The sequence below is a fragment of the Arcobacter lacus genome (assembly GCF_003063295.1).
Taxonomy (GTDB): Bacteria; Campylobacterota; Campylobacteria; order Campylobacterales; family Arcobacteraceae; genus Aliarcobacter; species Aliarcobacter lacus.
Genome location: NZ_MUXF01000014.1, coordinates 59,191 through 75,248 on the forward strand (window position 1 = coordinate 59,191; position 16,058 = coordinate 75,248).

General features: G+C 26.8%; 16 protein-coding genes, 2 tRNA genes and 1 pseudogene. 13 read left to right on the forward strand and 6 right to left on the reverse strand.

Features of this window, described 5'->3' with window-relative positions; translation table 11 throughout:
- Nucleotides 1-9: 9 nt before the first annotated feature.
- From kdsA to B0175_RS07460, 12 genes are all read left to right on the forward strand, one after another.
- Nucleotides 10-813, forward strand: a complete 804-nt coding sequence (kdsA, locus tag B0175_RS07405) for a 3-deoxy-8-phosphooctulonate synthase (protein ID WP_012147798.1) — start codon at nt 10-12, stop codon at nt 811-813.
- Nucleotides 814-846: 33 nt separating this feature from the next.
- On the forward strand, nt 847-1,317 hold the full coding sequence (gene ribH, locus B0175_RS07410) for a 6,7-dimethyl-8-ribityllumazine synthase (RefSeq protein WP_004511225.1): 471 nt from the start codon (nt 847-849) through the stop codon (nt 1,315-1,317).
- 2 nt (nt 1,318-1,319) lie between these two features.
- The gene (gene nusB, locus B0175_RS07415) at nt 1,320-1,715 is read left to right on the forward strand and encodes a transcription antitermination factor NusB (protein WP_108527990.1); all 396 of its coding nucleotides are present in this window, start codon (nt 1,320-1,322) and stop codon (nt 1,713-1,715) included.
- A gap of 1 nt (nt 1,716) precedes the next feature.
- Nucleotides 1,717-2,415, forward strand: a complete 699-nt coding sequence (gene pyrF, locus B0175_RS07420) for an orotidine-5'-phosphate decarboxylase (RefSeq protein WP_108527991.1) — start codon at nt 1,717-1,719, stop codon at nt 2,413-2,415.
- A gap of 94 nt (nt 2,416-2,509) precedes the next feature.
- Nucleotides 2,510-2,600: transfer RNA gene (locus B0175_RS07425), tRNA-Ser, on the forward strand.
- 4 nt (nt 2,601-2,604) lie between these two features.
- Nucleotides 2,605-2,681, forward strand: a tRNA-Ile gene (locus tag B0175_RS07430).
- A gap of 172 nt (nt 2,682-2,853) precedes the next feature.
- A complete protein-coding gene (locus B0175_RS07435; protein ID WP_108527992.1) occupies nt 2,854-2,973 on the forward strand; it encodes a FeoB-associated Cys-rich membrane protein in 120 nt (39 codons plus the stop codon).
- Nucleotides 2,963-3,805, forward strand: a complete 843-nt coding sequence (locus B0175_RS07440; RefSeq protein WP_108527993.1) for an ABC transporter ATP-binding protein — start codon at nt 2,963-2,965, stop codon at nt 3,803-3,805. Before B0175_RS07435 ends, B0175_RS07440 begins: the two co-directional genes overlap by 11 nt.
- Nucleotides 3,805-5,418, forward strand: coding sequence for a DUF4857 domain-containing protein (locus tag B0175_RS07445; protein WP_108527994.1), 1,614 nt, complete (start codon nt 3,805-3,807; stop codon nt 5,416-5,418). The genes B0175_RS07440 and B0175_RS07445 overlap by 1 nt, the downstream gene beginning before the upstream one ends.
- Nucleotides 5,419-5,431: 13 nt before the next feature.
- Nucleotides 5,432-5,656: a FeoA family protein gene (locus B0175_RS07450; RefSeq protein ID WP_108527995.1), complete on the forward strand. Its 225-nt coding sequence runs from the start codon at nt 5,432-5,434 to the stop codon at nt 5,654-5,656.
- The gene (gene feoB / locus B0175_RS07455; protein WP_108527996.1) at nt 5,653-8,109 is read left to right on the forward strand and encodes a ferrous iron transport protein B; all 2,457 of its coding nucleotides are present in this window, start codon (nt 5,653-5,655) and stop codon (nt 8,107-8,109) included. Before B0175_RS07450 ends, feoB begins: the two co-directional genes overlap by 4 nt.
- Nucleotides 8,110-8,155: 46 nt before the next feature.
- A complete protein-coding gene (locus tag B0175_RS07460) occupies nt 8,156-8,458 on the forward strand; it encodes a hypothetical protein (RefSeq protein WP_108527997.1) in 303 nt (100 codons plus the stop codon).
- Nucleotides 8,459-8,475: 17 nt separating this feature from the next.
- Here B0175_RS07460 and B0175_RS07465 read toward each other — a convergent pair whose 3' ends face one another.
- From B0175_RS07465 to B0175_RS07490, 6 genes are all read right to left on the reverse strand, one after another.
- Complete coding sequence (locus tag B0175_RS07465; protein WP_108527998.1) at nt 8,476-8,964, reverse strand: hypothetical protein; 489 nt, start codon at nt 8,962-8,964, stop codon at nt 8,476-8,478.
- A gap of 15 nt (nt 8,965-8,979) precedes the next feature.
- Complete coding sequence (locus B0175_RS07470) at nt 8,980-10,563, reverse strand: PepSY-associated TM helix domain-containing protein (RefSeq protein ID WP_108527999.1); 1,584 nt, start codon at nt 10,561-10,563, stop codon at nt 8,980-8,982.
- 8 nt (nt 10,564-10,571) lie between these two features.
- A complete protein-coding gene (locus B0175_RS07475; RefSeq protein ID WP_108528000.1) occupies nt 10,572-10,877 on the reverse strand; it encodes a hypothetical protein in 306 nt (101 codons plus the stop codon).
- Between the two features lie 128 nt (nt 10,878-11,005).
- On the reverse strand, nt 11,006-13,096 hold the full coding sequence (locus tag B0175_RS07480; RefSeq protein ID WP_108528001.1) for a heavy metal translocating P-type ATPase: 2,091 nt from the start codon (nt 13,094-13,096) through the stop codon (nt 11,006-11,008).
- A gap of 4 nt (nt 13,097-13,100) precedes the next feature.
- Nucleotides 13,101-13,442: an ArsR/SmtB family transcription factor gene (locus B0175_RS07485; protein ID WP_004511237.1), complete on the reverse strand. Its 342-nt coding sequence runs from the start codon at nt 13,440-13,442 to the stop codon at nt 13,101-13,103.
- Nucleotides 13,443-13,555: 113 nt separating this feature from the next.
- The gene (locus B0175_RS07490) at nt 13,556-15,667 is read right to left on the reverse strand and encodes a TonB-dependent siderophore receptor (RefSeq protein ID WP_108528002.1); all 2,112 of its coding nucleotides are present in this window, start codon (nt 15,665-15,667) and stop codon (nt 13,556-13,558) included.
- A 204-nt stretch (nt 15,668-15,871) separates the two neighbouring features.
- Between B0175_RS07490 and B0175_RS07495 the strand changes: the two are divergent.
- A pseudogene (locus tag B0175_RS07495) lies at nt 15,872-16,058 on the forward strand (hypothetical protein); the annotation flags it as partial.

The following is a 16,058-nucleotide window of genomic DNA, read 5'->3' on the forward strand; positions in this document are numbered from 1 at the left end:
ATTTTTTAAATGTTAAAAATAATGACAGGACCATGTGTCCTTGAAGATAGAGATACGGTGATGAAAATCGCTGAAAAATTAAAACCTTTAAGTGAAGATAAAAGAGTAGAATTTTATTTTAAAGCTTCATTTGATAAAGCAAATAGAACAAGTTTAAGTTCATTTAGAGGACCAGGTCTTGATGAAGGACTAAAAATTTTTGAAGAGATAAAAAAAGAGTTTGGATATAAAGTTGTAACTGATATTCATGAATCATATCAAGCAGCTCCTGCTGGAGAAATCATAGATATTTTACAAATTCCTGCTTTTTTATGCAGACAAACAGATTTACTTGTAGCAGCTGCAAAAACTCCTGCAAAAATAAATATCAAAAAAGGACAATTCCTTGCAGCTGATGCTATGAAACACCCAGTTGAAAAAGTATTAAATACAAGAGGAATAGACGAAGTATCTTATGAAAACTCGCAAAAAGCTGGTGTTTGGCTTTGTGAAAGAGGAAATACCTTTGGATATGGTGCTTTAGTTGTGGATATGAGAAACCTTATACTTCTACGACAATATGCTCCAGTAATTTTTGATGCAACACATAGTGTACAAATACCAAGTACTGGTGGAACAACAGGAGGAAATAGCTCTTTTGTACCATATATGGCAAGAGCAGCAGCAAGTGTTGGTGTAGATGGATTTTTCTTTGAAACACATATTGATCCAAAAACTGCAAAAAGTGATGGACCAAATATGCTACAAATTGATGATTTATATAAAACTATGAATGAGATTTTTGCAATCAAAGAAGCTTTAGGGTATAATTGATACCTTATTTTTAAACAAATTTTGGAGAAACAGATGAAAGTAATAGAAGGTGTTTTAAGACTTAAAGGAAATGAAAAAATTGCCGTTATAAATGGTAGATTTAATCACATAATAACAGATAGACTAGTAGAAGGTGCACGTGATGCTTTCAAAAGACATGGTGGAAATGAAGATAATTTAGATTTAATTTTAGTTCCAGGAGCTTTTGAAATACCATTTGCTTTAGAAAAAGCGTTATCAAGTGGAAAATATGATGCTGTTTGTTGTGTTGGTGCAGTAATAAGAGGAGCAACTCCACACTTTGATTACATTAGTGCTGAAGCTACAAAAGGTATCGCAACAGTTGGACTAAAATATGGAAAACCTGTATCAAATGGTGTTTTAACAACTGATACAATAGAACAAGCAATTGAAAGAGCTGGTTCAAAAGTTGGTAACAAAGGTGCTGAAGCTATGGTTACTATTATTGAAATGTTAGATTTATATAACGAAATGGGGAAATAATTTTGGCAACTAGAACACAAGCAAGAGAGTCTGTTATTGGTCTATTATATGCTTATGATTTAGGAAATGATGGTATTACTAAATTTGTAGATGAAATTTTAGAAGAGAAAAAAATAAGAAATAATCAAAAAGATTTTGCACTTAATTTATTTAATGGGACTATCAAAAACTTAAGCCAAATCGATGAAAATATAGTTTCAAACTTAAATCAGGGAACATTAGAAGATATAGGTTCTGTTGAAAAATCTATTTTAAGACTTGCAATTTATGAAATTTTATTTGAAAGTTTACCAAAAGCAATAATTATAAATGAAGCTATCGAACTATCAAAAAGATTAGCTAGTGATGGTGCTCCAAAATTTATAAATGGTTTACTTGATAAAATAGTAAAGGCTTAAAATGAATAAAGCTATGAAACTATGTGTATCTTTAGATTTAGAAACGGCAAAAGAGAATCTAGACCTTGTAAAACAATTAAAAGATTTTGATGTATGGTTAAAAGTTGGGTTTAGAACTTATTTAAGAGATGGTAAAAAGTTTTTAGAAGAGTTAAAAGCTATAAATCCAAATTTTAAAATATTTTTAGATTTAAAACTATACGATATTCCAAATACAATGGCTGATGCAGCTGAAGATATATCAAAATTTGGAATAATTGATATGTTTAATGTTCACGCAAGTGCTGGAATTATTGCTATGAAAACAGTTATGGAAAGAATAAAGGATATTCCAAATAAACCTTTAGTTTTAGCTGTAACTGCTCTTACATCATTCGATAATGAAAATTTTAAAGCAATCTATAATGAAGATATAGAAACAAAAGCAAGACAATTTGCAAAAGATACTTTTGAAGCAGGAATGGATGGGGTTGTATGCTCAGCTTTTGAAAGTTTAGATATAAAAAATAACACTTCAAAAGATTTTATTACTTTATGTCCAGGAATTCGTCCTTTTGGAGAAGATAGTGGTGACCAAAAAAGAGTTGCTGATATTGCTTTCTCAAAAGAAAATTTAGTAGATTTTATAGTTGTTGGAAGACCTATTTACAAATCAGATAATCCAAAAAAAGTTGTAGAAGAGATATTAAAAAGCATTTAATATCCCTTTTTCACATTTTAAGTCATATTTAAGAGATATGTTATTATAATTCCCGTCCTGATTTTATTAAAATAAATTCAGACAGCTGAAGAATGGACAGTTGGGTGAGTTGGCTGAAACCACCTCCCTGCTAAGGAGACGTACTGGCAACGGTACCGAGGGTTCAAATCCCTCACTGTCCGCCATCGTGGGTCATTAGCTCAGCTGGTTAGAGCACTCGGCTCATAACCGAGTGGTCGAAGGTTCGAGTCCTTCATGACCCACCACTTATATATTTCTTTTTAATTCAAATTTTTCAAATCCCAAACCAAATTCAAAATATTATACTTTTATAATTGCTTTTTTTCAAAACAATTAAATATACTAAAATTAATAATTACTATTACTAAAGCTTTATTTTGATATCATTTATCAGATATTTTAATTTTAGGAATTATTATGGAAAATATTATCTTATTAGCTATTACGCTAGGTGCACTATTTTATTTATATAAAAAAATTTTTAAAAATAATGGTTGTAATTGCGGAAAGAGTTCTTGTAAATCAAATGAAAAATAGCGATATAGTAATAGATATCTCAAATTTATCTTATTCATATAATTCTAAAAAGATTTATGAAAATCTAAACTTACAAATAAAAGAAGGCACTATTTTTGGTCTTTTAGGGAAAAATGGTGTAGGAAAATCTACTTTAATAAATATTTTAATGGGCTTTTTAAAACCAAATAGTGGAAAATGTTTGATTTTTGGAGAGCCATCTCATAATTTGAGTGCAAAAACAAAAAAAAATATTGCTTTATTATATGAAGGATTTATAACTTATGATTTTATGAGCATAAAAGAGATAGAAAAATATTTTGCACCCTTTTATCAAAATTGGAATAAAAAAGTTTTTTATGAGTTAATAAATCTTATGAATTTAAATCATAATCAAAAACTCTCAACTTTATCTTTTGGGCAAAAATCACAAGTAATTTTAGGACTTTTATTTGCTCAGGATGCAAAACTACTAATTCTTGATGATTATTCAATGGGACTTGATGCAGGATACAGAAGATTATTTATTGATTATTTAAAAGATTATGTAAAAGAAACAAATAAAACTGTACTTATTACTTCACATATTATGAGTGATTTAGTTGATTTGATTGATGACATCGCAATCATACAAAAAGATAAAGAGGTTTATAAAAGTAGTATGAAAGATTTTATAGAAAATTTTAGATGTTATAAATTAAATGAAAATGAACAAATAGATTTAAAAAATGTACATAGAGTTGAATCTCATAAAAATTACAAAAAAATTTATACATTTGAAAACTTTGATTCATTAGAAGAATTAGAAGTTGATTTTGAAGACAAATTTTTGGGATATGTAGGGAAATACTAATGTTTCAATCAATTTTTATAAAAGAATGGCTAAAAACTAAAGCTTTTTTATCATTTTCAGTTTTAATTTCAATAATAATATTAGGATATTTTACATTTAGGTTAAACTTCGAGTTTTCAACAGTTGAACCTGAATCTATGATGTGGTATCGATTTGTTCAATTAGAACAAAAACCTTATTTTGATTTAATATTTTTTTATCTCATTTTTGGCTGTTTATTCGCTTTATTTCAGTTTTTACCAGAACTTATTCAAAAAAGAGTAAAAGTAACTATTCATCTACCTTTAAATTTGATTCAAATAGTTTTTTCTCATATTTTTATTGGTTTAATTTTTATTGTACTTTTTTGCACTTTCATTTCATTATGTTTATTGACAATTACTGCACATTATTATCCAGAAGAAATTGTGCAAATAATATTTAAAGATACTTTAGCTTTTAGTCTTATTTCTATAATTTCTTATATTTTAGTTTCAGCTTTGATTTTAGAACAAAATAAAAAAGTTTTATTTTTAAAAGCTTTAGTTTTGGTTTTATTTTTATTCATATTTGTAAAAGAACAATTTTTTATAAATGATTTTTTTATTTTATTCACTATTTTAATCTTTTCGCCATTTATTTTACTCGATAGCTTTTATAGTGTAAAACAACAAAGATTAACAATATTGTATAAAATTGGCTTTTTTATTATCTCTTTTATTCTTTTATCTTCATCTTTTTTAAATTATAAAGAGAATTATCAAAAAGAGTTTTATAAATACTACATTTTTTATTCAGATATTTTAGGAGATTTTATTTATCAAAAGAATTTTGGAGAGCATAGATTTGAGTATGGAATAAAAAATGATATAACTTTTTTACAAAAAGAGTATGAATCATATCTTCCTTTTGTTTATTGGAGAGATTTGGATATTCAGAAAAAACTTCCAGTTACTATAAATGAAAGAGTTTTTACCAAAGATGAAATCAAAGATTCGAAATTAGGATTTGATTACAACTATAAATTACTAAAAAAACAAGAGACTGAACTTTATCCACTTTTTAATCCTCAAACTAATGAAGGCATGATTAAATTTCCAGAAGAATTTTTTGGTATTTTTAAAGATGGTGCAAAAATTTATGATTTTGACAATGACCATTTAAAGGAAGATTCTAAGGAATTAAATAAAAAATTACAAGAAGTAGATTTTTCATATCCTGTAAAAAATATTTGGGGTAAAACTACAAATATTAAACCTTTTGATTTAGGATATTTAATAATAGATAATAAAAATAGACTTTTCAATTTAAAAAAAGAAAATAACAATATACAAATAAAAGAGATTGAATATCCTAAAAATATAGATATTGTTTATATAAATATTGCAGAAAATAAACAACAAAATTTAAGCGGTTATGCAATAGACAAAAATAGCAATTTTTACCTTTTAACTTGGGATTTTGAGTTTATAAGACTTGATTTGAAAGAGTTTGATTATAAAAAAATGAGATTAAAATTTATTGCTGATCCAGTAAATTATCTCATTAGATACGATGACCAAAAAAACTATTATGCAGTTATTTATTCAAAAGATGATTATAAAAAAATAAAAGAAATTAACTTTAAAGATTAGAAGGAAAGTGATTATGGGATTAGATGAAATAAAAAAAGGCTCTGTTGTAAAAATTTCAAAATTAAATGCAAAAGGAGCTTTATTGTATAAATTACTTGATATGGGGTTTGTAAATGGTGCTCTTGTAGAAGTTATAAGAGAAGCACCTTTATATGATCCTATGGAATTAAAAATACATAATTACAATTTAACTTTGAGAAAAAGTGAAGCAAAATTAATAGAAGTGAATAAAATATGAAAAAATTAAAAACAGTATTAGCAGGACAACCAAATTGTGGAAAATCTACAATCTTTAATCTTGTTAGTGGAATAGAACAACATATTGCAAATTATCCTGGAGTAACTGTAGATAAAAAAACAGGTTTTTTCAAATACGAAAATTATAAAATAGAAATGGTAGATTTACCAGGAACTTATTCTTTTAGCTCTTACTCACTAGAAGAAAGAGTTGCAAAAGAGTATATTATAAATGAAAATCCAGATATTATAGTAAATGTTGTAGATGCTTCAAATCTTAAAAGAAATCTATATTTAACTTTCCAACTTTTAGAAATGGGGATTCCTGTTGTTGTCGTTTTAAATATGATGGATGTAGCTTCTAGAAGAGGAATAAAAATAGATAGTAAAAAAATTTCATCAATGCTTGGTTGTCCAGTTGTAGAAGCAAGTGGAGCAAAAGGTATTGGTGGTGATGAAATTATGAAATCAGTTGTATCTTTATATGAAAATAAAACTAATTTCGAAGAGTTTAAAATAAATTATGAAGAGTTAGAAAGTTTTATTTTAGAAATAGAAGAACAAATCAAAGATTCAACTTCAAATTTATCAAAAAGATGGTTAGCTATAAAAGCTTTAGAAGGTGATGAAACTATTATTGAACATCTAAATCATGAATTCCCAAATATTAAAGAAAATTTAATTAAACAAAATTCTTTATTTGAAACAAGATATGATAAAAATATCGTTACATTTCTAGCCACTTTTAGATATGACAGTGCAGAAATAATATATCAAAAAACTGTTACAAATGAAAATCCAAACAAAGAAACTATTACAGATAAAGCTGATAAAATCATCTTAAATAGATTTTTAGCACTTCCAATTTTATTTGCATTGATGTTTTTAGTTTATGAAATATCTATTGTTATGGGTTACAAACTAACAGATTATACTTGGCCAATTCTAGCTTATTTTAAAAACTTTGTAATTGATATTATGCCACAAGCAAATTTTACAGATGTTCCTATGCTTACTGATTTTGCTATTTGGATGGTAAATAGTGCAAATGCCTTACTAAATTATATTCCTATATTTTTTATATTATTTGCTTTGATTGCAATTATGGAAGATGTTGGATATATGCCAAGAATGGCATTTATTCTTGATAGAGTATTTAAAAAATTTGGTCTTCACGGACAATCAACACTTCCATTAGTTTTAGGTGGTGCAATGGTTGGAGGCTGTGCTGTTCCAGGAGTTATGTCTACAAAAGGAATTGCTGATGAAAGAGCTAGAATGGCTACAATTTTAACAGTTCCTTATATGAACTGTTTAGCAAAAGTTCCATTTTATACACTGCTTCTTGCAGCATTTTTCAAACCTGATATGGCAATTATGATGTTTTATATTTCTACAATTACAGTTTTTAGTGCTTTAATAGTTGCAAAAATTCTTACAACAACTGTTTTAAAAAATAGAGAAACTGCACCTTTTGTTATGGAATTGCCACCTTATCACTTACCTACTTTAAAAGGTGTTATTATTCGTTCATCTCAAAGAGTTTGGTTATATATTAAAAAAGTTGTAACTATCGTACTTGCAGTTGCAATCGTACTTTTTGCCCTACTTCAATTTCCAGGTCTTAGTGATGAATCAAAAGTTAAATTTGAAAATATGTCAAATAATGCTTTAAGTGAATTTGATTTACAAATAAAAGATTCAAGTTATTATGAATATATAAACTCAAAAGAAAAAGTTTCAGAACTTTTGAACTACTATGATAATTATCGAACTAAAAAAATGGTAAATTCATCAAATAGTGTTGATGAAAGTTTTATCAAACAAAATGAACTATTTTATAAATTCATAAGACCACTTAAAGATAATGAAGCAAAAAAAGTAAATAACGCTTTGAAGAAATTATCCAATGATAGAAAAAACATTTTAAGAGAGATAAAGAGTGAAAAAGTTGAAAATTCACTTCTTGGAATGGCAGGAAAATCAATAGAACCAATAACCAAATACGCAGGATTTGATTGGAAAATAAATGTAGCATTTTTAAGTTCATTTGCTGCACGAGAGAGTGCTGTTGCAACATTGGGAAGTTTATATGAAAATAACAAAGCAGATAATCAAAGAGCTGAAGAAGCAATGGCACAAAATAGTGGTTATACTCCACTTCATGCAACTGCAATTATTATTTTTATGCTTCTTACTCCTCCTTGTATTGCTACAATGATAGTTGTTAAAATGCAAACAAATAGCTTTAAATGGATGTTATTTGCAATATTCTTCCCTATTGGTCTTGGAATAATTTCATCAGCAATAATATTTACATTAGGAACTCTAAACTCTTGGAGTGGATTTGAAGCAATGACTTATTATTACATTGTAATATTACTAATTACACTAATTCTTGGACTTTATCCAAATAAATCTATCAATTGGAAAGGAGGATTAAAAAACTCTTGAAAATGATTAGAAACTAAAAATTTAATTTTAATAAAAAGGATATAAAATGATAAAAAAAATGGTATTTTCTCTTGCTGTATTAGCAAGTTCAGCTTTTGCACATTCAGCAATTATGAATTGTTTTGATAATGGAGATGGAACTATCACTTGTGAAGGTGGATTTAGTGATGGAAGTAGTGCTAGTGGTGTTTATTTTATAATTGAACAAAATGGTAAAGAGATTTTTGAAACAAAAATGAATGAAAATAGTGAAGTGACTTTCAAAAAGCCAAATGGTGATTTTAGAGCTATTTTAGATGCTGGAGAAGGACATGAAGTTTATATCAAAAGCAAAGATATAACTCAATAATAGAATTAAAAGAGAAATTAACTCTCTTTTAATTTTTCTAATATTTTATTTGTATTTTTATTACTAAAATAAATAGCCATTCCAAATAAAATTAAACACAATACAAAAAATACTATTGTTACAAAATCCCATTCATTATTTGTATTTTGTGCTACAGATAATTTTTTTGTTGAATCAATCTTACTTTTTAATTCTTCATTAAACCCTTCTAGTGGTGCTATTCCTTCTTTTACTATTGTATGACCTGGTCCTCCATCAAGAACTACTTGATATGGCTCTTTTGGTATAACAATAGTAAGTTCACTTGCTTCTGGTAATCTTTCTTTATATAATATATCTCCACTTATTAAAGATTCAACCCTTACCAATGCCCCTGCTGCATCTTCCCCAGTACTAAACTCACCTACAACTGTTATTGTATTATCTTTATTATCCATTACATTCAAAATCAAATTATGTGCAAATAAACTAACACTTAAAAACATAAAAACAAATATTTTTTTCATCTTCTTCTCCTTTTATTAATTTCTTTCTTTAGTCCAAAAAGCTTGGATTTTTTCTCTTTGTGTTGGAAGTCTTTTTGCTACAAAAAGTAAAATAACTCCAAAAATAAATAAACCAATATCAACACTTAAAATTGAATACATTTTTTCTTCAAATAGTCGAATAGGACTAAAACCACTATTTATAAAATGAACTATTGGACTAACAACAAACAATATTCCACCAAGATATAAAAACTCTTTTGCTGTTTTATATGAATTCAATCTATAAAATGCCCAAGTTAAAGTTCCTACCCAAAGAACAGCAAATAAACCTTTTTGAATTAAAACTCTATTTTCCATATCAAAAGGAAGTAACCATTGTAAAAAAAACAATAATCCAGTTGCAGGAATAACACCAATCATAACTGCCAAAGAAAGTTTTCCAAATCCTTGATAAACTGGAATATCTAAAGGAAATTTTCTTGATCTTTTTTCAAGCCAAAGTAATACTCCAAATCCTATTGCAAAAGTAGAAACTGTCATTAACGTAGCTATAAATAATCTTGTAAAAGTATCAACTCCAAATAAAAAATGCAAAAAGAAAACACTATCATAAAATAGTCCACTCCAATGCTTATCCATAACTTTTTGTTGATTTATAAGTGTTCCATCTAAACCACTTAAAGTTACACTAGGCTTATTTGAAATACCATTTAAAAATGGCATATATGGATTATACCCTTCAAATTTTGCTATTGCACTACTATCATTCCAATTTATAATTTTTACTCTTTGGAAATCAATTTCAGGAGCAATTTCTTTTGCTTTTTTTAACAATTCATTCATTGGAAGCATAGCTACAATATCATTTTTCTTTTGTATTCGTGGTTGTTCTGGATATAAAACTGGTCCTGTTAATTTCCACATTTCATAAGTTTCCCCTTTAGAAGCAAGATATGCCATAGGAGCAGAACTACTATATCCTATATTCATATATGCACCTGTTAAAGTAATAATAATAAAAGGAGGGAATACCCAAGTAAATATTTTCCTATGCCATTTTGAAAATACTCCTGTTTTTGTGGTTGTACTATTTTTATATTTTATTTTAATTATTAAGATAACTCCACCTATAACCAAAAACATAACTCCAACTGCCATAAAACCAAATAAAAAATATCCAAAATCTTTAAATGGTCTTCCATAATGCATATGATTTAAAAATCTTGCTAATTCTGATAAATCACCTTCATTTTTAACTTCTAAATTTGTGTTTGGATTAAATACCTTTGTTTCTACAAATTCTGTTGATATTCTAAGAGCTGGATCTTCCATATATCCTGGAAAAGTAATAGAAATTGGATTTATTTTTGGATATTCTGGATCTGCTAAAACAGGATCTATCATTGCACTATAATTTATAGTTGTAGGTTCAGCTACCTTAAAGTGTCGTGATGGTTTTTCCCATACTTGAATATATGGAAGTAAAATTGCAAAAATTCCAAAAAATACTGCTACATACATAAGAAGTGAAAAACTTATTCCTGTTGTAACATGAACTCTTTGAAGTCTTTGATTAAATAATTTCTTTTTTTCCTGTTGTGTTATTTCTTGATTCATCTCTTACCCTAAATATTATATAAAATAGCAATTAAAATTGAAAATATCAAAGTAGGTACAATCACTCTTAATATTGCACTCAACTTACTATATGCTAAACTAATCCATAAAGCAGATATTGCCCATACCATAGTATTAAGAAGCAATGGTACAACGATAGATTCTCCAGGTTTTCCAGGAATTATATAAATAAGTAAAGTCATACCTAAATATGCAACTATCAAACCACCAAAAATAGCACAGAGTGCCCTAAATAGTCCAATCTTTTTTCCACTTGTTTCTGGAATACTTAAAGATTTTATTAATTCTTTCATTCTTTTCCTTATACAAAAAGATATTATGATAATTAATTTCATAAAATCGTAATTATTTCGATATTTTGCTTAAATAATTCTGCGTAAAAAGTCAATCATGACAAGTAGAAAATAAAAAAAGCTAGTTTTTAGCTTTTTTTATTTATTGTTTTTAAAATTCTCATCGAGTTAAATATAGCCATCAAAGCAACTCCCATATCAGCAAAAATTGCTTCTTTCATACCTATAATAGCATCTGCACCTAAAACTAAAAATATAACTTTTATAAACATAATAAAAATGATGTTTTGATATACAATAGTTTTTGTTTTTTTAGCAATTTTTATAGCATCACTTATAGAATTTAAATTATCATTTAAAACTACAATATCAGCTGATTTTATAGCTAAATCACTACCAACTTTTCCCATAGCAAAACCTACATCAGAATTTGCCAAAGTTGGAGCATCATTTATTCCATCACCTACAAAAGCTGTAATTTTTGCTGTTTTATTTTTTATCTCTTCATAACTTTTTAGTTTGTCTTGAGGTAAAAGTTCATATTTTACCTCATCAATTTGTAAATCATTTGCCACTTTTAAAGCAACTTCTTTTTTATCACCTGTTAGCATATAAGTTTTAAAAATATTTAATTTTTTAAGTTCATTTATAAAATCTTTTGCTTCATTTTTTATAATATCACTTACAACAATAAATCCTTCAAATTTAGAATCAATAGCAATATAAACGATATTTAATTCTTCTTTTATCTCTTTTTTTACTTCTATGCCAAACTGTTTAAGTAATCTTTCATTTCCAACTAAAATATCTTTATTTTTTATCTTTGCTTTTATTCCCAATCCACTTAACTCTTCACAAGAACTTATTTCTTTTAAATTTAACTCTTTGTCATAAGCGTTTACTATTGCCTTTGCTATTGGATGTGTTGAAAAACTTTCTACTAAAGCAGCATATTCTAAAAGTTCATTTTTATCTAAATTAAAACTCTCTACTCTTGTAACTTGAAAAACTCCTTTTGTTAAAGTTCCAGTTTTATCAAAAATAATTTCTTGAATCTCTGTTAATTTTTCTATATAGTTTGCACCTTTTACTAATACACCTTTTTTTGAAACAGCACCAATTGCACTAAAAAATGATAAAGGAATAGAAACAACTAAAGCACAAGGGCAAGAAATAACCAAAAATACTAATGCTCTTTCAATCCAATCAGAATAAATTGCACCTTCGATAAATAAGGGAGGAATAAATGCTAAAATTAAAGCTAAAGCTATAACAATTGGAGTATAAACTGATGCAAATTTTGTTATAAATTTTTCTGCATTTGCTTTTTTTGAACTTGCATTTTCAATAAGTTCTATAATTTTTGCAATAGTTGAATCTTTATATAAAGAAGTTACTTTTACATAAGATGCAGTTGAAATATTTATAAATCCACTTAAAACTTCTTCATTCTCTTTTATCGTTTTTGGTTTAAATTCACCTGTAATTGCACTAGTATCAAAAGAACAATCATTACTTTGCAAAATTCCATCAACAGGAACTTTTTCACCAGCTTTTACTAAAATAATATCCCCTATTTTTACATCTTCAGGAGCTTTTTGTACAACATTATCACCCTCTTTTACATTTGCATATTCTGGTTTTATATCTAAAAGTGAGTTTATACTATCTTTTGAATTATTAACTGCAACTTTTTGGAACATTTCACCAATTTGATAAAATACCATAACAGCAATACCTTCAACAAAATCTCCTAAAACAAAAGCTCCAATAGTAGCAATTGACATTAAAAAATTTTCATCAAAAAATCTAGCATTTGTTAAATTTTTAAAAGCTTTAGATAAAACATCAAAACCAACTAATAAATATGCTACTAAATAAACTGTAAATTTTAAATAATTGTTTTCTACGTAGTTGTAAGAGATATAAGTTAGAAAAAAAGAAATCAAAGTAATAATTAAAAGTTTTTTATCTAAATTTTGCCAAAATGTTTTTTGAGTTTTTATCTCATCTTTTAAAATAATTACATCTTTTTCTATCTTTTGAATCTCTTTTTCTATTTTGTCTAAAATATCTTTTTTTGTATTTTGTTCAAAAGTGAGAGTTGAAGTGGAAAAATTCAATTTTACATTTGATAACTCTTCCATATTAACCAAAGATTTTTCAATCTTTAAAGCACAAGATGCACAATCTAAATTTTGTAATTTGACCTTTTTCATAAAATTATCCTTTTGTTATATGCTCAAATCCCATATCAAAAATCCTTTTTATATGTTCATCATCAAGTGAATAATATATCCATTTACCTTCTCTTTTTGATTTTACAATTTTTGCATTTTTTAGTGCTTTTAGTTGGTGAGAAATCGCAGATTGACTGATATTTAGAATTTCACTTATTGCTCCAACACATAAAGTTTCTTCTTTTAAAATAGCAATTATTTTTATTCTAGTAGTATCAGCAAAAGCTTTAAAAAGTTCTGCTACGTCATATAAAGTTTCATCAGTAGCTAAAGCTTTTCTTACATTTTCTACTTCTTTTGAGTGTTCGCAGCAATTTACAATCATATTATTCCTTTTTATATAAACATATGAACATATAATCATATATTAAAAAGAATTAATTTTAGTTTATATTTTATTTGAAGATAAAAGAGTTTTTAATCTCTTTTATCTTTATTTTAGAAAGTATATTTCATACCAAGAGTAAAGTTTCTAGGGTCACCATAAACCATGCTATTGTTACCAATTCTATCATAATATTTTTCATCAAATACATTATTTATATTTAGCTGAAAATCTAAATTTTTATTTACTTTATATCCAGCCATTAAATCTGTAGTGATAAAGGCATCTTGTGTAATTTTAGTTGCATTGCTTCCTGTATAAAATTTACTTTTATAGTTTAATCCTGCACCAAATCTATAATCGTCAATAGTATATTTTGCAAATAAATTTGCTGTTGTTCTTGAAGAATCTGTATTAAATTTAGTCCCATTTTCTTGTTCTGCTTCAAAGTTTGCTAAACCAAAATCTAAGTTAAAATCATCAGTAATTTCACCTGATATATTAAATTCGACACCTTTACTAACAACCCCTTTAGCAACTTTATATGCTTGTTCTGTAGTATTTGCTACAAATACTCCATCAATTTTTTCACCAACACCATCTTGTTCTATTCTAAATATAGATATAGCTGTATTTAAACGTCCATCAAAATATTCACCTTTGATTCCAGCTTCATAACTTTTACCTTCAATAGGATCTAAATAGTTTCCACTAGTATCTTTAAAATTTTGAGGTTTAAATATACTTGTATAACTTGTATAAATTGAATGATTATCATCTAAGTCATAAATCAAACCTACATAAGGAGTTACTTCATCATCAAATTCTCTATTTCCTACCCCATTTGCAGCATTATATTCCCAAGATGAAACTCTAACTCCAGAAATAAGTTTTAAATCTTGCATTAAAGAAAATTTTCCAGCTAAATAAACTGCTTTTTGTGTAGTTGAATTAAGTGTATTTTTACCTGAAGATGTCCAATTAGAATATGGATTTTGAATATTAAAAACATCTATTGTAACATTTGTAAGATTTGCATTTTTCCAATTATCTGTTGTTACTTTATGTTTATTATACATTGTTCCAACAACTATTTCTTGCTCTAAATTAGCTATTTCAAAAGGTATAGAAGCATATAAATCTACATTATTCTCTTTTTCTGATTTTTCACTAGTATACCTTGATGGAGAACCTGTACCAAGTCCAGTATTTTTATCAATTTTCCCTGAAAAATATGCAAGTTTTGTATCTGTATCAAAATTTCTTTGAGATAAAGATAAATTTAAAGATATATCATCATAAACATACTGTTTTAAATCTGCAAAATATGTTTTAGTTTTTACATCCCAATATGTCCAATCACCTGAAACTGTCTTTGAACGACTAAAATTAGTTCTTGAGCCATCAGTGTAAAATGCAGGTAATCCTCCCCATCTTACTCCATCTCTTTGTAAGTCTTCATAACTTGCTCCAAAAGAAGCAAATGTAGTATCTGTTAAATCCATATCAACTACACCATAAAAAACATCTGTTTGTTTTTCATAATTATCCATATATGATTTTTTATCTTGATGTTTTGCGACAAACCTTGCTCTTATACTTCCATCACTATTTAGTGGAGTTTGAACGTCTGCTGAAGATGTGTAGTTATCCCATGAACCTGCACTCAAATCTATATTTCCCGTAAATTCTTTACTATTTGCATGTTTTCTTATAAAGTTCATTCCCATAGCTGGATTTCCTGCTCCTGTTGTAAGCCCATTTGCACCTTTTACAACTTCTACTCTATCAAAAACTATTAAATCTATATCATTTGCATTTTGCTGATAAGTTGGCATTCCATCAAATAAGTAATAATCTACACTAAATCCTCTAGCTGTAGGCATAACTCTCTCATCCCATTTATTCACACTAACACCTGGAGTTTTTACCAATAAATCCTGAAATGAAGTGATATTTTGATCATCTAGCTTTTGTCTAGTAAAAACTAAAACTGATTGTGGTGTTTCTCTTAAAGATAAATCAAGTTTTGTAGCTGTACTCATACTTCCTGTTGTATATGAACCTGTTTCTTCTGTTATATTACTCAAAGATACATTTTCTTCTGAAACTTTTATTTCTTCAAGTACTGTTGTTTTTTCAATGTTTTGTGCTCCAAAAAGTTGAGTTGTCAAAGCCATAGATACACAAAATGACATTGGTATAATTTTTCTTTTTATTTTCATGTTTTTCCTTTTCAAATATTATGATTATAATAACTAGTCTCAATCATTTTGGAATTATTTCCTATTATTGCTTAAGTTTTTCTGCATAAAAACTCTATCATGACAAGTAATATTTTTTCAAGAAGCCACTTTTTGGACATTTTTTTATATTAAAATATTTTCAGAATTTACTTAATTTTATTAAAAAACAAAATGAGAATCAATATGGAATTAAAATTAAAAAAAATATGTATTTACTTTAGTAAAGATTTCACAGCAAGTGAAACATCAAAAATACTTAATTTAAGTAGACAAACTATAAATTACTACTATAAAATATTTAGAGAATCAATAATAAATGACTCACTTATATTAAAAGGAAATGCTTTTCAAGTAGAATATATAAAAATCA